Source organism: Pedobacter jaeyakensis (assembly GCF_054461315.1).
The window spans coordinates 1,431,980-1,450,159 of record NZ_CM136921.1 but is presented as its reverse complement, the minus strand read 5'-3'; the positions used below and the strand labels follow the sequence as shown (position 1 = coordinate 1,450,159).

Genomic DNA, 18,180 nt, shown 5'->3' with positions numbered 1-18,180 from the left:
CATGTTGTAGATTCTTTTCTGTATCACATAGAATTTACCATCAGCCCAATAAGTCCGTATATACCTTGGGTTTATTGCGGTCAACAACTCCCAACTTATAGTCGTTCAAATACCTGGTCGATACTTTTGCCAATACCTGCTCCATCGTTCCAGTAAAGTAAAGATCTACCAGATTCTCAAGAGAAGGGATTTTCGTCTCATCCAACCTGGAAAGCACTTCATTACAATCAGGAGATACCGCAAAAGTAATGCTTTAAGTATCACCAAATACCAGGCCTTCAGGTTAGACAACTTTATCTCTTTTATCCAAAAAGCCAGACACCGTCTGGCCAATTGGGATGGTCGTATTATGTCGAGCTACTCAAACTTGGGTGGATTATTATTAGCCTTTAATTACCTCGAATAAATGATCAAAGAGGCTCGATTTTGTGATTTTCACCTGATGCGATAATGGTATTTTGTAATCCCTTGTGCGTTCAATCTTGATCAGACCAAACCAGTTCGCGAAGCACTCAAAAAAGCGTACTGTATATGCGCTGTGATGGCTATCACAAGCTTTGGTTGTCATGTCTTTTTGATGTGCGTTCCAAAGTCCTTTCTCGAATGCCCTGATCAGCTTAAAGCTGTAGAAAACAGCCGTATTAGATCTTGATCCATATTTAGATAGCAAGACCAATGAATAAGCCCATCCAAGATTTCCATATTTGCCACCATCCTCAAGGCCGTAAAAGTTACCCCAGTAAAAACGGTCCGTAAAGTAAGTCAGCAGTGTAACAAAGCGGACCGCCTTCGGCCCTTCCATCAATTTTTCTCCATGTTTTGTTAGGGACATTGCATTGTTACGCTTCTTTACAATCCCCTCACCCAATAGATATTGTTTCAAAGGCCACAGATAGGGCACCTCATCTTCCCGTATTTTTTTATTGAACTCCATGTACTCCCACTTAATGAGCTCCTGATTGTAAAGCATTTCACATACACGTACAGGAAGATTGCTTTTTGTAGTCAGCTTCAATATACCGGCATTCCTTATTTCGTTAATCAGCAATTCCGAGAGTTTAAAAATCGGTACCTGGTCTACATAGTAATCCATTTCTTTACTGAATTGTAATACACTCCCTGGTGCAAATGGTGAATGGAGCAAAGCTTCCATATCCTCTGGACTCAGACCATCAAAATCAGCAAGAGGACTGCTGTTTATTTTTCGCTGATATTCAGTCATGAGTGCATTCAATTCCTCCATGCTCAGCTTACCGCTCTGGGCCTGTGGATATTCTTTGAAAAAGGAAGTCACAAAATCATCGGCTGCACCCATATGTTAGTTTTTTAGATAAAAGTAAATAATATTATGCACTCTGATGAATGAGCCTTTTCCTTAATAGGGAAAAGCTTGCCCTGCAATATGTGTTGGGTAAAGCTTATTCCCAGTGTGTTTATCTAATTTATTTTAAGTAATTTAGTTCGGGGAAGCGTTCAGTATAATATCTTGTCCGCATTATTCATAAAACTTGAACAGGGAAGTTAAATCGCAGGAAGAAACCAACCAACTGGCGGCACTCAAGTCCGGCAGCAACACCGCGTTCAAATTTTTTTATGACCGATACAGTCCGCAACTCTATAAAAAGCTCCTCAAAATGGTGCACATCCAGGAGATTGCCGAAGAACTCCTGCAAGACCTTTTCTATAAACTTTGGGAAAAAAGAGAAAGCATTGATGAGGAACAATCCTTCCAGGGGTATTTGTACCGAATTTCAGAACACATGGTGTACGACCATTACCGCAAAGCAACCCGGCAGGCACGACTAGCCAGAGAGGTAGCCCAACAAAGTACAGAGCTGCATTCTCCTATTGAAGATTTCATCGATGGCAAAGATGCGCGGCGACAAATCGCTGAGGCAATATCCAGGCTCCCGGATATGCAAAAACGGGTGTTTACGCTATGCAAAATTGAAGGCAAATCCTACGAGGAGGTGAGCGAACAATTGGGCATATCTAAAGCAACCATCAATACCCACATCAGCCGGGCTACCAAAACACTGAAAGCAAAATTAACAGACGGCAACAACACCGCCTTGTTAATTGCGGTAATGATTGCTGCAAGTTTAAAATAGCTTTGAATGCCTCCCGCAGACAGCTAGTTCTTCAATCCGGTTTCAACCACTAAAATATCCTTCGACATTTCTGAAATCCCGTTAACAGTTAAGGTAACACGGTATTTCCCCGGATATTGGTAGGCATGCATCGGAGAGCGCTCAGAGGATGTACTTCCATCGCCGAAATTCCAGCTAAACGACTTAGCGTCCAGCGAAGTATTTTCAAAGTACACACCCTCAGCGATTTTGTAAGTGTAATTCTCCAATTCAAAAGATGCCTGTACAGGTTTTTTACAGCCAAGGGTAACCGTAACCACGAAAATGATTGGTAATAAATTTTTAGAAAGCTTAATCATTGTTTAAGAGCTAAATGATAATTTAAAAAAAAAGTCATTGTTCTACCCGCTTAATCAGGGCAAAACATTTATAAAATCAGTAATTATTTAAGTAAAACTTTTCAGAGTGCAAGAGCAAAATTGAGCAGTTGCACAAAAATAAAAACTTTTCCCAAAAGCGACCAACATAACTGAGATTCTTTGATATAAAAAGCATTTTTTAAAGGGTTGGTTCGTCCTTGATTCGTCCTTGGTTCGTCTCTGATTAGTGTTTTCTTCGATTATATTCAAACCAATATCTACCTAATGACTACGCAAAGTTGGTTCGAAAACTAAATAATAATTAACTTCGAGCTAACTAAGAAAACAACCAGATATAAATCAAATGGGAAAATTACTAGCAGGGCCATATGGCCCAACAATTGGAAAAATCGGCAACAATGTACAGTACATGTTGAACGGCAAAAATGTAATCAGGATGTGCGGCGTCATTACTAAACCTCCAACAGTAAAACAATTGGCAAACAGACAGCAAATGAAAGTTGCAAACGATTTTGTTAGAGATATAAAATCTGTTGTCAATGTAGGTTTTAAGTTTGTTGTGGAAGACACAGACCGAAACCAGTACAATGAGGCAGTATCTTACCAAAAGAAAAATGCAGTTGTTGGAGAATATCCAAACTTCACCATCGACTACACAAAAGTTAAAGTAAGCAAGGGTGAACTCCCCATGCCTGTTAACGCTTCAATCAACAAATTGCAAGACGGAGTGGAATTTAAATGGGATACTCCTGTGCTCCATGAATACGCTAGAAGAAGTGATAAAGCCATGTTGCTCATCTACTATCCGGAAAGTGGCAGGAGCATTTTTAATTGCGAAGCAAACCGTATTGATGGAAAGCAGCTAATTGAATTGCCTGAAGAAATGCTCAATGCCCATTTCGAAGCTTATATGTTCTTTTTAGCCTGGGATGTGAATAGTGTTAGTGACAGCGTTTACATTGCTCAATAGCAGACACCGCTGATACTTTACCCAAATTTTAACCCTTACTTTACAACATTTGGCATTGATTCTTAATAATTTGATATTTTTCTTTAAGTTTGGTTAACAATCAAATGAAACCATGTTTAAAATCCATTTACTAATCATTTATGCTTTCCTGGCCCTTATTGGCTTCACGTTAAGCGAAACTACTTTCAATTCTGAATGGCACCTGTCTGGCATCAAAGCAGACACGCCCCGCAATGCTTCTAAATGGCCCGGCGAATTAAGCCTGACCAACTTTGCAACCTCAGAACTTACCCCCAGCCCTGCTTGTATCGCAGTGGCGCCAACCGGCGAAGTTTTCGTTGGGGTAGACAAGATCGGCTCCCTGGGTAAAGAACCTGGAAAAGGCAGCATCGTGAAACTGATCGACAGTGATAACGATGGCAAAGTCGATAAACACACTCAGTTTGCTGCTGTAGATAACCCAAGGGGTATCATCGCACTCGGCAATAAGGTGTATGTATTGCATACTACTTTTTCTAAGGAAACTCGTATCGCAACCGGCATGGCCCTTGTTGTTTTTGAAGACAAAGACAACGATGGTGTGGCCGACGGCCCTTCGCAACCGCTGATAGAAAACATCAGTTCTCCAAAGTTCGTACAGGACCGTGGGACTGACCACGCAACCAACGGAATCCGTTTGGGTATCGACGGCTGGATCTACATCGCTGCCGGAGATTTTGGTTTTTACAACGCGGTAGATCGTGACGGCACCAAACTTACCCTGCATGGCGGTGGTATTGTTCGTGTTAGACCTAACGGCAGGGAAATGGAATTGTATACCCATGGAACCCGCAACATCTATGATGTGGCCATCGACCCGTATATGAATATTTTTACCCGCGACAATACCAACGACGGCGGAGGCTGGAACATCAGGTTCAGTCACCATATCCAGTCGGGAGAGTACGGTTATCCATTGTTGTTTAAAAACTTTACGGAAGAGATTTTACCCGGACTAGTTGACGTTGGTGGTGGTTCTGGAACAGGTTCTCTTTTTATGGATGAGCCAACCTGGCCTGCTAAATACAACAATGTGCCAATGATGGCAGATTGGGGTAACAGCCAATTGTATATTCACCGTGTTACACCTGATGGTGCAAGTTTTACGCAAAAAGACGAAGAATTTATCAAGTTAAACCAGATCACCGATTTAGATGTGGATGGTTCAGGTCGATTATACCTATCTGCATGGGACGGTGCCGGTTATTCTGGTAGTCCGGACAAAGGTTTTATCGTTCGTGCTGTTCCTAAAGGATGGAAATACAAAGCATTCCCTGATCTTAAAAAAGCATCGGTTAAAGCATTAGCTGCATTAATCAAATCTAACAGTGCTGTTGCCAGGATCAACGCACAGCAGGAATTGCTAACCCGCCCTGCTAAAGATGCGACAAAGGCGTCCTGGGAAATTGCCGCTGATAAAAGTCTTCCGCTATACAGCCGCGTTGCTGGTATCTTCGCTTATGCCCAATTAACCGGCGAAGCAGGAATCAGTAATTTGGTGCAACTGAGCGCAGATAATGCGGTGAAAGAATTTGCACTTCGTGCATTGGCCGATAGAAAACCTACCGTAAAAAGTGTTCCTGTTGCTCCTTTTATAGCAGCGTTAAATGACGCCTCTCCAAGAGTTCAGGCTGCTGCCACCATCGCGTTAGGCAGATTGGGCAATGCAGAAGCAATACCCGCCTTGTTACAGGTGAAAGTTCCTGCATCTTTTGTTGCTCCTGCTAAAAACACAGAAGGGCCTCATGCTACACCAAACTCATCCATCATCCTGTCGCACCTTGCTGTTCAGGCATTGGTAAGCTTAAATGCTACGGATGCTTGTGTGCAGGCAATCAATACGGATAATTCTACCATCGCACTTTGGGCATTGCGCTACATGCACAACCAGAAAGCGGTAGATGGTTTGATCTCTGCTTATCAAAAAGCCGACAAACCTGCTGTTAAAAAAGAGATTGTCACTACGCTTGCCAGATTGTACAAAATCGAGGCACCGTACTTCGGTACCACCTGGTGGAGTACACGTCCTGATGGTCACGGTCCTTATTATGAGGCTGTGGATTGGGAGCAGTCTCCGGTGATCAAGAAATTCCTGACCGGCGTTTTCGCACAAGGTGCAGTTGGTGATAAGCAGTGGTTTGCCGACCTGAATGAAAAGAACCAAATGGGTATTACTGAATTTGGCGGCGAGGAAACTCAGGTTGCCAAAGATGAAGTAAAAGTTGATTTGGAATCGATCAGAAATAAAAAAGGCCAGATCGGCGAATCTTCTATTGAAGACATTATGCTGGCCATGGCGAAAATCAAAGGTGATCCTGCTTTGGGTAAAGGGCTTTTTGCTAAACAAGGTTGTGTGGCATGCCATAGCTTAAACAAAGGTGAGCCGCTGAAAGGTCCGTTTATGGGTCAGATCGGGTCGATCATGAGTCGCGAGCACATTGCAGAATCTATTCTAAAACCAAATGCCTCTATCTCACAAGGTTTTGCAACTGTACAGATCGAAGCAAAAGGTGATAAATCTTATATGGGATTTGTTACGGCAGAATCTGCTACTAAAATTACCTTGAGAGACATCTCTGGTCAGGTAACCAATATCAAGACCTCAGATATCATCAGCCGTAAAGAACTGGAGACTTCGATGATGCCTACAGGTATGGCAAACTCTATGTCGTACGAAGAATTTGCATCGCTGATCACTTTCCTTTCTCTACAGAAAAAATAATACAGCAGCATTACCCGGAATGGCCTAACGGTCGTTCTGGGTGATGCCGCTTAATGCAATCTCCTGGGCATCCAGCGGCATGATGTAACGTTTATCGTTTGGAGGTAGGGTATACACCTGCCCGTCGATTGTTCTGGTTAAGGTTACCGCAAAGCGGCTATCCTGGTTTAAACGCCTCAAATCACTCCACCTTATTCCCCTAAAGGCCAATTCTTTTCTTCGCTCGGTAAGCACCCAGGTCAATACTTGTTCTGCATTGTTACTCGCCAGAGCGGTATAGGTACCTTTCCAGCGCTTCTTCAATAACGTATTTAAATCGTTAAGTGCAGCAGTCAATTCCAACTTCCTGGCTTTTGACTCGGCCCTGATCAGGTAAAGTTCATCTGTCGCCAAACCGCTAAATAAATTTTTGTCTCCGGAGTAATTGCCTTTGAAATTAAAGCCACCGGTTACGGCCTTGAAGAATACTGTCTTACGGTAGTCGTTGGTCTGGTAACTGGCATATAAAGCTGGGTCCGTGATCAACCTCGCTGCGCTAAATATGCCGTAAGTAAAGGTATTTTGAAAAATAACTTCGGTATTAAGTTTAACCAATGGATAGGTAGCTGCAGCGTTTAGCGTGGAATAATCAATCAGCTCCGACTGAATTTGTAAGGCGGAATCTGCATACAATCCTGCTTGCTCATAATCTTCCATGGATAGATATACCCTCGCCAGCGTAGCAAAAGCTGCCTGTTTTGATGGCCTTGTTTTAACGATTGGTTTACTGCCCAACAACCTGGAAGAGGTTTTCAGATCGGCGATCAATTGCCTGTAGGTGGCTGCTAAGCTTGCCCGCTGCAGTTTGATGTTCACATCATACTCCAATCTCAATGGGAGGCCTGCATCCTGATCTGCTGAAGCCGGGTGGTATACCTTACAATATTCCTGGGTTAAGCCAAAAAAATCTGTAGACCTGAAAAACAAAGCGCTGCCTTCTACCTGGTCCCAATCAGCCTGATTCTCTGGTGTTGCTTTAATTTTTTTAATGCCCTCCAGCACAACATTTGCATTCAATATCCTGCGGTAAGCAGTCTGCCAGTCTGAACTGTTTTCATTACCATAGAACGTTGCTGTCGGCGCCCATAAATAGGCGCTCCTCTCCTCCACCGTAAATAAGGAGGCAAACGAAGCATTGGTAATGAAAAAATCTCCTGCAGCGATCTCCGTTAATCCCCCTGTACCATAGAAGTTGAATATTTGGAGGTTATTGTCCAGCAGCGCCTGGTAATCGGCAATACTGGTGGGTACAACCAAAGATTTATCAGGTTTCGCCTCCAACCAGGAATCACTGCAGGACTGCAATGTAAAGGCAAAAATCGCCACCAAACTTAAATACACACTTAACTTTTTCATACTATTTTTAAAACCCTGCTTTTAGTCCCAATGCGATACTCCCTGGTTCCGGAAAACGGAAACCAGAAGTCGAATATAAAGCTACATCGGGGTCAATTCCAAAATTATTTGCTTTCCATGTCAATCCTAAATTGCTGGCATACAAATAAATCTGCATGCGTTTTATGGCCAGCTTTTTCCAGCCGTTCACATCAAAGCTGAGGCTGAGGTCCTGCAGCCGGACGTGATCTCCTTTAGCCACCAGCACGGCGGACTTCTGATAAAAGTCATCGCGTGCCCTTGTTGTACCATAGGCTGGCCTGGATGGGATGTCTGTAAAGGCCTCGTCTCCCGATTTCTGCCAACGCTTGTTGTAATCCTGACTCTGATATTGATTTGGATTATCATACAACCTGCCGTATTCTAAACCCACCTTCTTAAAGTAATAGCCCAGCTTGTAGGCCAGGTTAAATGCGAGCGTAAAACGCCCGTAAGAGAACATATTGTTCATGCCCCCAAAGACCGTCGGTGTTGCTGAACCCATATATTGCAAGTCGTTCACCGTCGTATTTTTTGCAATTTCCTGATAGTCGCTACTGGGCTGTCCGTTTAAATATCCCCTCGGGTCTCCTGTTTGGGGATCCAACCCTGCCCATTTGTAGGCGTAAATACCGTACACAGGCCTGCCTTGCATCGGTGCATAGCTGGTAGCGCCGGTAAACAAGGTTGGATTGGAATCTATGAAATCATACGCACTCACTTTCTCCTTTGACGTGGATATGATCAGGTCGGTTTTCCAGCGAAATTTGCCTGCAAAGATTTGCGTACTCAGGAGTACATCAAGGCCGGACGATTTCATTTCCGCAAAATTACCTCTTAACACACTGATTCCTGCCGTAGAGGGAAAGGCTTTATCGCCCAGGATATCGGTTCCATTTTTTTTATAATATTCAATCCTGCCTGATAACACATTGTTCTTTAAGCCAAACTCCAGTCCGAAGTTAGCGATGCCAATTTTCTCCCAGCGCAATTCCGGATTTCCAATGTTGCCAATGCTGGCAATATCCAGTCCGGTCAGTACGGATTTCCCGTTAAAACTGAATGTGGTGATCCCTGTAGTTCTTTTATCCAGGTTTCCATTGTAACCATAAGAGGCCCTCAGTTTCAATACCGGTAGCCAATAGATGGAATAGAAATCTTCCTGGGCGGCGTTCCAAAGCAGGCCGGCCGACCAAAGCGGAACATATTTTTGGTTGGTCTTCAAGCCAAAATAGTTGGAGCCGTCTACCCGCGCACTTCCGGATAGCGTATACTTTTGATCAAAGGTATAAGCGGCGTTGACGTAGGTAGACCTGATTCTGTCAAGTCGGCCTCTTTCTGGCAATTCTTCTCCAATGTTACGGCTTCCAGATGGATTTAAGGCATAGACAGTGGACCTGTTTACGTCCACCGAACTTCCATCTGCCGCGTGATAACCATATTTTGTACCATCGTTTAAGATAGAGCCTACTGAAGAAAACTCGTGACCTAATATTGCGGATATGCCATGCTTGCCAAAAGTCCGTTCATAGTCCAGCTGGAACCTCAAATTGTTAGCGGCAAGTTTACCCACACTGGCATAATAGATACCGCCCAACGGAATTGGGTAGGCGCTAACCCTTCCGTTTTCCAGCTGTGCAAAACGATTGATCTGGTTACGGGTTTCAAAACTTTCCAGTCCGGTCAACCTGCTTCTGCGATCGGTGATCTCCTGGTACTGGTATTTTATTGCTGCAGTAAGACCTGCAAACACTTTAAATTTGATACCGGTGTTTAGTCGCAGGTTAATATTATTGGACGCTGCAGGTGATTTACCCAGCTCCTCCAGCGGTCGGTAATCCCAGTCCAGGAAGCCCATATTTTTTGCCAATGCCTTATACCTGCTGTTGGGCACCAAATCCAGTGTGGCGGGACTTCCATCGGCATTTTTAAAACGGTAATAGGGCAACACATTCTGCGCGATTTGATAAATCGCACTATCAACCGTCGCCTTGCTGCGGATTAAATTCAGACCGGCTTCCAACTCCAGGCGGTCAAAAAGCTTTAAGGTGTTCTGACTGTTAAGGCTAATGCGGTTGTTGTTGTTTTTCTGGAGTGAGGTGCTGCTTTGGTCATACCCTACCGAGAAATAGTGTGTAGAATAGTGCGTACCCCCTTTTAATGACAGGGCATGTTGTTGCTCAACCTTGTTTCGGTAATAATAGTTCAATATCTCGTTCCTGGAATCGTTCTTCCGTAAAACATCCAGCTGCTGCTCCGTAATTGCCGCGGATTGTCCGTTCCGTTGCCTTTCCAAAATTTCCACGACCGGAGAAATCGCTGGGTAACTGGTCACATCATTCAATGCTGCATCATAGCGACCGTTTGCGAAAAGGTATTTTTCCAGATCGATAAAATCTGCCGCAGAAAGCCGGCCCTGGTCATAGTTAAAATCCGGCTTTGAAGAAATGTTCACATTGCTATAGAACTGGGCCTTTAAGGGCTGCTTCAATACGCCCTTTTTGGTGGTGATGACAATAACCCCATTGCCGGCCCTGACTCCCCATATCGCCGCTGCAGCAGCATCTTTTAATAAGGTAATACTGGCCACATCATTTGGGTTGATCGAATTGAAATTGCCGAGAAAAGGAAAATTATCCAGGATAATTAAAGGCTGATCATTTGCATAAATGGTAGACCGGCCCCGGATCGAAAAATCCAGGTTCCCCTGGTTACTCGCTATCGTATTTTTATTGAACAGCAATCCTGAGGTAATGCCTTCGAGGCGACTAAACACATCGGGACTTACTTTCCGTCTGAACTGGGTGGTGTCTACCTGCACAAAGCTACCGGTAACCCGCTGTCGTGGTACGTCCTGATAACCGGTGCTTACAATTTCAACTTCCTGCAACAATTTATTGGAATCAATTGAAGTGTCATCAGGCTTTATTGGGATTTCACCGTCTTTCACGATAATGGTACTCCCTATGATGACATAGCTTAGCGGCAGGTTTTCAATAATGGCATCCATAACTTCAGAAACTGCAGCCTGTTTGAAATTTACACTAATGACCCTCCGCACATCCAGTTTCTCTGCGTTCCATACGACATTGAGTTGTGTTTGCTTTTTTAACGCTGCAAATACCTGCTTTAAACTGACGTCTTTTTTCTGGTAAGTCATGCGTTGCGCATGTGCAGAAAAAACAAATAATAAGCAGGCAAAAAGCAGTACCAACTGGGAACGGAAAAACATGCCCCAATTTATAGATAAAATTACGTACTCAGCACAATAATTTGGATGGAAATTAACTTAAAGTATTAGTTCTCGAGCATTGGAAGATACTTTCTCCGATTTTCCACGAGCACCCAAAGATTGATGGCCAACATTACCAATGCAATTGGCAAACCGCTGCGGTCTGTGATGGTATTGGTGCAAAGAATTCCTATCACTATAGGGAATATGACTATTGCTCCTAAAGCCCGTGTCTTAGGAATGATAAACAAGATACCACCAATTACTTCAACGAGTCCGGTCAACGGCATCAGCCATCCTATCTGCATAAATGCCGTCATGGCCTTCATCAATTCTGCAGGCATTTTTTCAGGCATTGGCATGTAGTTAAAAAACTTGTTTAAACCGGCATTGATCATCATCAGTCCGAATAAAAGGCTGACTACAAATAGAATTTTACTTTTCATATAATTATCCCTTAATTTTTATCAGAAAAGGTAACGAATTTCTAGTTTAAATACAATTCATTTTTCGGGAAACCATCTACTTTTGTTAAAGCACCAAATTAAACACCTGAAGAAACAGTGATGAAGTCAATTTGTAAATTTTACGGCGGGAGCATTATTTTCCTGGGCTTATTGTATGCTCAACCCCAAGTGGCAGGTGCGCAAATCGATCGTTATCCTCCTTTATCGGCAGTTAAAAAAGGATTGTTAAACCCCCTGTCGCCCGACCCTATTTTTAATTATACCTGGGCAAACCCCAGGGCAAGCGACGGACTGGAAAGCTATACCCTAAAGCCGGTCGGCTGGACCGCTTCTATCCCTCAACATTTCAATCTGGCCGATTTCAAAAAGAACAATACCATTGTGGTGAATGGTGAAGGTGACCTTCGCTTTGATTTTGGCCAAACAAATGCGGCATGGCTGGAGTTTGACAGTCCGGACCTTAGCGGGGAAATCGAAATGAGCATCAGCGAATACAATCAACCTCCCAATTATCCGGCTAATTATCCTTCGAAAACATTCAAACCAAAAAGGTATGGCAATACTTACCGGCTAGAGCTGAATCCGGAATTATATGAAGGTGTCCGCTTTGGTTGGATCCACGTGCGTTCTTTCAAAAAGTCCTGGCACATGACGGCGGTGAGACTGGTATGCCAGACCAGGCCTGTAAATTACAATGGTAGTTTTTCCTGTAGTGACGCGATGTTGACCCGGATTTGGTATACCGGTGCTTACACGGTTAAACTAAACCTGCTAAAAGATTACCTGGGCGCGATTTTAATGAACCGGGGCGACAGGTTTTCGTGGACAGGTGATGCCCACCCTGCGCAGGCTGCAGCGATGGTGGCTTTCGGAAACTACGATTTCATTAAGAAAAACCTGGAATACACTTCTACCCAAAGCAATGGCATTAGAAGTTATACCTTGTATTGGGTATTGAGCTTAATTGACTACTTCAACTATACCGGGGACAAAGAAACCCTGGAATCCTATATCAACAATGCTTGTGCAAAACTGGACGATGCTTACCAGGTTTATGGCACAAACCCGAACCTGGAATATTTCGGCTGGGACGAGCGCTTAGGGGCCGGCTTTGAACACCCAAATTTACCGGAACCACAAAATGCCTACAAAATGCTATCCATACGCACCTGGGCTGCCTTTGCGGAGGCAATGGAGGCCTGCGGAAGAAATGACCTGCGTAACAAATACAGCGTCTACGCAAAAAATAAAATGGCATTACTTAAGCAGGATGCAAATTGGTATGCCTCATTTGGATTGCATGCCGGAGCTGATGCGGTGACGACAGGACTACTGACCAACCCGGAGAAAAAAGCAATTTATGAAAAGAACTTTACCGACAAGGTAAACCGAATTTCCTATTCCCCCTTTAACCAGTTCTTTGTGATACAGGCCTTTGCCAGGATGAACAAATATGATGATGCCTTGAGTGGGATACGCGACCTCTGGGGCGGACAAATCACCTACGGGGGCACCACATTTTTTGAAGATTACCGACCATCATGGAACAGTATCCTTGGTAAAAACGACCCTGTACCCAGCAACCAATGTGGCTTTACCAGTTTGTGCCATCCATGGGGAGCGGGTGTAACCAAGTGGTTGAGCGAGGAAGTATTGGGCATCAAACCCACGTCACCAGGCTTTACAACGTTCGACATCCTGCCGCATCTTGGGCGTACCCTTACCCAGGTTTCTGGAAAAACGCCCACTAAGTTGGGTGATATCCAATTCAGCATTGATGTGTTGAAAGGAATTTGCAGCTTTTCCTCCCCTGCCGGTACGATTGGCCGGATAGGCATCCCAAAAATGGAAAAGCACATCAGGCGGATTAAAATTAATGGACAATTGGCCTGGGATGGCACCTATCATCCGCTGAAAGGAATTAAGGCCGCAACTGAGGATGCAGATTTTGTTTACTTTACGGGCCTGTCGGGTGGTCGATATTTGGTTAACATCGAGTATACCGGCAAAACTCCAGTCTACCGGGAAGCAATAGCGCATTATGATGCCCGTTATCTAGGTGTTGATACCAAAACCAGTGGCAATTGGGGAAACACCTACGGAAAAGACGGTTATGTATTGTGTAATTACGCCGGAAACGGAAAGGACAAACAGCAGTTGCCATCCTACGTATCGGCCATCGCATACTATAAAGTTAAGGGCGATAACCAACCACTGAACACAGTTTGGGCAAGGGGCATTGATGATGCACGCGCTTTGGCTCCCGATCCAAACAACTCTTTTCCCAGGAACGCCGCTTGCTTGTTTGCAATGGATGGAGATCAGATTGGTTACACTTACACCTCAAGCATACTAGTTAAGGGAACCCATGATTTTAAAGTTTCGCTCTATTTTGTGGATTGGGACCATAAGGATAGAAAAATTGCGATTGAAATGTTTGATACAAACACCTCAAAACTAATAGCCCCGGTAAAAATAGTGGACAAAGCGACAGGGGGTGTTTACATTACCTATGCCTATAACAAGTCCGTGAAGTTCCGCATCAATATGGTACGCGGCGATAATGCACCATTGAGCGGTATATTCTTCGACCAGCTTTAACAGGGAATACCAATTAAATCGGATACGCAGTATCGCTTTTGGGCTCCGACAATACAAAGAAACTTTGCACCGTGGTGATGTTAGGAAGCGTTGCCAGTTTATTTCGCAAAAATATATGATAAGCCTCCATGTCTTCTGTAGCGATGCGCAGGATAAAATCAAATGCACCCGTCATTTGAAAACACTCCATCACCTCACTGAATTTCGACACCTCCTGTTCAAAGGCATATAGCGTATCTGAAGTATGGTCTTTGAGCAGCACCTGCGAAAATGCGAGCAAGCCCTTGTTGATCTTTTTACGGTCTAAAATGGCCACAATCCTTTTGATGTATCCCTGATCTTTCAATCGACGGATGCGCTCATGTACAGTAGCAATAGATTTGTTGAGTTTATAAGCGAGTTCCTTGTTGGTGAGGTTAGCATCTTTTTGGAGAAGCCTTAAGATCTCCAGATCTGTTGGGTCCAGCGTATTAGTACTCATATCAGTCTACGTAAATGAAATAATCAGTTTTATTAGAATAGTGCGGCTAAACTATAAAAAGTTTATGGAATAACAGCATAGCACTGAATACGTTCCTATAGACGATTACGCTTTTGAAACTGGCTTTATCCCTTTTTCCTGCAATTCCTTAACGATGTGCTGCCCGATTTCCAGACCAACTTTAACCCCGTTTACAATGCCATCCTTAAAGTGGATTCCTCCCCAATACCTACTCATGGCCGCTTCTTCCGCGGCTTTATTGAAGGAAACAAATTTCCTCGATTTAAGGCCGTATTTTTCCTCAACATTATCGGTGTATTTAAAATGATCACCAAAATAATAGGTCAGGATAGTCGCAGTGGTGGAAGAGATATGAGAATGTCCGCTCATGTACTCAGGAAATGGTGGCGTTTGCAGCATGGGCTTCCAGTTGGGATCAATAAGATTTCTAATCGCCGTTTCTGGCCTGATCCGGTTACTCCTGTACTTTTCATCCCAGCAGCTGATGAAGCTATCGGTAAGCCCCATGGAAACCACGGTGTAGATCTCCAGAGACTTGGAGAAATTAACCTTAGCTTTCTGACAGGCGATGCCGGTTATGCCAATCCAGTGCGCTCCCGGGGAGATTTTCTTCATCCCTACCAATAGGTGCCCCTGATTTTTTAAAGCGAATGGATTGCAGTCCCAAAACGCCGCTATATTTCTATTTTCTTCGGTCAGGCCCTTACCTCCATCTCTGTAATTTTCTGTAAGCAATTTAAAAAATGCGGAGTTTTTGTCCTTGGAATACGGAATAGGGGGAATGGACCTGAACTGTGCTGCAGAATCAATAAAAAACGGCCTAACCGTATTGAAGTAAGGTTCAACAGGTGCGAAAAACGCAGGCGGGGTTGGATACCAACTGCCTTCCGTGTTTTTTGGCGTATAGCGCGGATAATTGCTGATGCGGTTATAGCGGTCCTTCTTCGCGTATGGCATGATCTGCTTCACCACCTGGTTGGCATAGGATTTTGATTGCGCGATGATGTCATCTGAGAAACCGACTTTGCGGCAGGAATCTAAAAACTTGTTCTCAAATTCATTAAATAACTTACCGGATGGCTGCATTTTCTTCGCGGTGCCGGTCATGGCCAGTATCGCACTGAGCTGTACGGAATATTGTCCGGAATCCAAAGGCTTAGTGATCTCCGGAAACTCGTTTAATATCCCTTTAAATGACAATATACTGGAATCATTTAAAGCGAGTACGGTATAACCTGAAATACAGGTGTAAGAATAAAATCTGGCTGCTAGAGGAGGATTGGTCACATCATGGATCATCAACTGTGTCATCTCTTCCAGAACCTTGGCGATATCCTTATTCGTTAATTTGGGATCAGCTTCTTTCTTACAGCCTGTTAAGCAGAACAATAACGCACAGCAAATTATAATATGTTTCATTAGTTTGGTATATACTTGGATGACAATAAATATAAATCTTTTCTTTAATTATATCCATATTTATAAAATAAACGGAAACAAATACCTTTGTCCTGATTATCATTTTGAAAAGAGAACAGAAAATCTATTTAACACTGCGCATTGCCTCGGCGATGTGCTTTATTGGACACGGAATTTTTGGACTGATTACCAAGCAGGTATGGTGTAACTACTTCGCGGTAGTAGGGATAGAGCAGGACATGGCCTACCAGCTCATGCCTGTTGTGGGACTGGCAGACATCATTTTAGGGCTTGGCCTGTTGGTTTACCCCTTAAAAATTATCCCAATATGGCTGGTAATTTGGAGTTTAATTACTGCAGCAATGCGACCACTATCCGGAGAACACTTTGCCGAATTCTTGGAAAGGGCAGGCAACTTTGGCGCGCCACTGGCCTTGTTGATTTTGTGCGCAAAAGAACGGGGTTTTAAAGGCTGGAACAAACCGCTTCAAGCTCCATTTATCCTCGGTGCTGAAAAGTTAAAAAGTGTCATCTTATGTCTAAAAATAACAGCGGCGCTTTTACTTGGCGGGCATGGCTGGCTAAATCTGCTTCATAAAAAGGGCCTGATTAACCAGTACCTATCGTTGGGATTCAATAACGCAGACCTCACCGCAAACATTATGGGAACTATAGAAATAGTGGCTGCACTGTTTATTTTGATACGCCCCATCCGCCCGGTCGTTCTATTTTTCCTGGTTTGGAAAATGGGCACGGAACTGTTTTATCCGCAATGGGGATTAGTGGAATGGGTAGAGCGCGGCGGTAGTTATGGTACTTTACTTGCTTTATATTTTGCCTTACAACCGGAGCAAAGCTTGAAAAACTAGCCCTCATCGGTTTTAAAAGAGATCTGAAAGGTAGTGCCGACATTGACTTCGCTTTGTACATCAATCTTGCCGCCCAGGTTATCCAGTTGTGTTTTAACCATGAATAAACCCATTCCTTTACCTTCCACATGCTGGTGAAAACGCTTGTAAAGTCCGAAAAGCTCATCGCCATATTTATCTAAATCTATACCCAGGCAATTGTCCTCAAAAACAACCATTTTCTCTTTCGGTGTTTCCCCAGTCTTTATTTTGATCATCACGGGTATATCTGCCCTGCTGTACTTGATGCTGTTGGAGATCAAATTGTAAAAGATACTGTAGAAATAGCTTTTGATCGTCCAGATACTGTTCCAAGCATCCACATTCATTTCCACGGTAACTTCCGGGACTTGAACGGGCGACAATAAGTCTTTTAAGATGTCATTTACAATAACAGACAGCACAACGTTTTCTTTGATCTCACTAATGTCCCTCTTGGTATTGAGTATATTGTTCAGGTCGATAATTACGCTATCTAATTTTCCGGCGGAGTTGATCAGGTGTTTACTTAAATCAGCCACTTCGCTTTCACTTAAGTTTTCCTGGTTCAGTTCATTTGCCAGGCCTGAAATATTAGCGACCGGCGCGCGTAAATTATGGGAAACGATGTATGAGAATTGCTCCAGCTCCTTGTTACGCTGCAGTATGTCGTTTACCATATTCGTCCGCTCAATGTCCGCAAGCTTTCTTTCATTGATGTTCTTGAAGTAAATGGAAAGACCGATTTCGGAGGGATAAGCAATGACTTCCAGCCAAACAGCATAGGCTTCATGATAGCTTTCGTAATGTTGAACCTTATTCTCGGCTACAGCTTTGTGATAATTGATGTAGGAAAGAGAACCGACAGATTCCGGATATTCTTCCCAAACATTTTTCCCAATGATATCCGCGCGTTTTTTACCGAGCATTTGTTCCGCTTGCTTGTTCCAATAGGTTACGACCCAGTTCTTATCAAGCGCATAGAAGCCATCCTGTATACTTTCTAATATAATGTTCTTTTCTGCTGCGATGGCGTCAAGGATCTTCAGGTTCTCTTTATGAGATCTGGAAAGCTTGAATTTGGCGAGTGCACTTTGCAGCGCGGAAGGCAAGCGGTCGAGCCGGTCTTTCAAGATGTAATCGTCAGCACCCCTTTTCATGATGTCGACCGCAAAATCTTCCGACATTGATGCCGTAATTAAAATAAACGGAATATTTAAATCACTTTGTTTGAAAACGCTGAGGGCTTCATAAGAGTTAAATGCAGGTAAGGAATGGTCTGACAGGACCACATCAGGCATAAATTCATTGATCCCGTTTACAAAAGCTGCCCTGGTATCTACTACCGCTATATCAAAAGCCAGCTGACCTTTCAATAGGGCACGATGAACCAGCATGGCATCTTCCGGTGAATCTTCAAGATGTAAAATCTTTAACTTAACCATCGTCGGTCTTAAT

The 18,180-nt window shown here is 43.6% G+C and carries 14 protein-coding genes; 5 read left to right on the top strand and 9 right to left on the bottom strand.

The features are described 5' to 3' along the window. Positions 1-40: 40 nt before the first annotated feature. Both ACXZ1K_RS06440 and ACXZ1K_RS06435 read right to left on the bottom strand, forming a co-directional pair. Positions 41-205: a hypothetical protein gene (locus ACXZ1K_RS06440; protein WP_458972562.1), complete on the bottom strand. Its 165-nt coding sequence runs from the start codon at positions 203-205 to the stop codon at positions 41-43. Between the two features lie 177 nt (positions 206-382). Further along, a complete protein-coding gene (locus ACXZ1K_RS06435; protein WP_458972561.1) occupies positions 383-1,315 on the bottom strand; it encodes a hypothetical protein in 933 nt (310 codons plus the stop codon). Between the two features lie 193 nt (positions 1,316-1,508). Here ACXZ1K_RS06435 and ACXZ1K_RS06430 point away from each other — a divergent pair, with 193 nt between their 5' ends. Then, a complete protein-coding gene (locus ACXZ1K_RS06430; protein ID WP_458972560.1) occupies positions 1,509-2,111 on the top strand; it encodes an RNA polymerase sigma factor in 603 nt (200 codons plus the stop codon). Between the two features lie 23 nt (positions 2,112-2,134). On the opposite strand, the gene ACXZ1K_RS06425 is transcribed toward ACXZ1K_RS06430, so the two are convergent. Then, positions 2,135-2,449, bottom strand: a complete 315-nt coding sequence (locus ACXZ1K_RS06425) for a PKD domain-containing protein (RefSeq protein ID WP_458972559.1) — start codon at positions 2,447-2,449, stop codon at positions 2,135-2,137. Between the two features lie 364 nt (positions 2,450-2,813). Between ACXZ1K_RS06425 and ACXZ1K_RS06420 the strand changes: the two genes are divergently transcribed. Both ACXZ1K_RS06420 and ACXZ1K_RS06415 read left to right on the top strand, forming a co-directional pair. Then, positions 2,814-3,440: a DUF6266 family protein gene (locus ACXZ1K_RS06420; protein WP_458972558.1), complete on the top strand. Its 627-nt coding sequence runs from the start codon at positions 2,814-2,816 to the stop codon at positions 3,438-3,440. Positions 3,441-3,552: 112 nt separating this feature from the next. After that, entirely contained in the window at positions 3,553-6,201 is a 2,649-nt protein-coding gene (locus ACXZ1K_RS06415; RefSeq protein WP_458972557.1) for a DUF7133 domain-containing protein, read from the top strand. A 24-nt stretch (positions 6,202-6,225) separates the two neighbouring features. Here the strand turns inward: ACXZ1K_RS06415 and ACXZ1K_RS06410 are convergent, their stop codons facing one another. From ACXZ1K_RS06410 to ACXZ1K_RS06400, 3 genes are all read right to left on the bottom strand, one after another. Further along, positions 6,226-7,596, bottom strand: a complete 1,371-nt coding sequence (locus ACXZ1K_RS06410) for a RagB/SusD family nutrient uptake outer membrane protein (RefSeq protein WP_458972556.1) — start codon at positions 7,594-7,596, stop codon at positions 6,226-6,228. 7 nt (positions 7,597-7,603) lie between these two features. Continuing rightward, positions 7,604-10,846 (bottom strand): SusC/RagA family TonB-linked outer membrane protein, encoded by a 3,243-nt coding sequence (locus ACXZ1K_RS06405; protein ID WP_458972555.1) that lies wholly within the window; start codon positions 10,844-10,846, stop codon positions 7,604-7,606. 65 nt (positions 10,847-10,911) lie between these two features. Next, entirely contained in the window at positions 10,912-11,292 is a 381-nt protein-coding gene (locus ACXZ1K_RS06400; RefSeq protein ID WP_458972554.1) for a DoxX family membrane protein, read from the bottom strand. Positions 11,293-11,412: 120 nt separating this feature from the next. Between ACXZ1K_RS06400 and ACXZ1K_RS06395 the strand changes: the two genes are divergently transcribed. Then, a complete protein-coding gene (locus ACXZ1K_RS06395) occupies positions 11,413-13,914 on the top strand; it encodes an alpha-L-rhamnosidase-related protein (protein WP_458972553.1) in 2,502 nt (833 codons plus the stop codon). A 13-nt stretch (positions 13,915-13,927) separates the two neighbouring features. Here ACXZ1K_RS06395 and ACXZ1K_RS06390 read toward each other — a convergent pair whose 3' ends face one another. Further along, positions 13,928-14,395 carry an Lrp/AsnC family transcriptional regulator gene (locus ACXZ1K_RS06390; RefSeq protein WP_458972552.1) on the bottom strand — a complete coding sequence of 156 codons (468 nt, stop codon included), beginning with the start codon at positions 14,393-14,395 and terminating at the stop codon, positions 13,928-13,930. A gap of 105 nt (positions 14,396-14,500) precedes the next feature. Continuing rightward, positions 14,501-15,835 carry a vanadium-dependent haloperoxidase gene (locus ACXZ1K_RS06385; RefSeq protein ID WP_458972551.1) on the bottom strand — a complete coding sequence of 445 codons (1,335 nt, stop codon included), beginning with the start codon at positions 15,833-15,835 and terminating at the stop codon, positions 14,501-14,503. A gap of 104 nt (positions 15,836-15,939) precedes the next feature. Between ACXZ1K_RS06385 and ACXZ1K_RS06380 the strand changes: the two genes are divergently transcribed. Next, positions 15,940-16,704: a hypothetical protein gene (locus tag ACXZ1K_RS06380; protein WP_458972550.1), complete on the top strand. Its 765-nt coding sequence runs from the start codon at positions 15,940-15,942 to the stop codon at positions 16,702-16,704. Here the strand turns inward: ACXZ1K_RS06380 and ACXZ1K_RS06375 are convergent. Continuing rightward, positions 16,701-18,167 carry a sensor histidine kinase gene (locus ACXZ1K_RS06375; protein WP_458972549.1) on the bottom strand — a complete coding sequence of 489 codons (1,467 nt, stop codon included), beginning with the start codon at positions 18,165-18,167 and terminating at the stop codon, positions 16,701-16,703. The genes ACXZ1K_RS06380 and ACXZ1K_RS06375 overlap by 4 nt on opposite strands. Positions 18,168-18,180 lie beyond the last annotated feature (13 nt).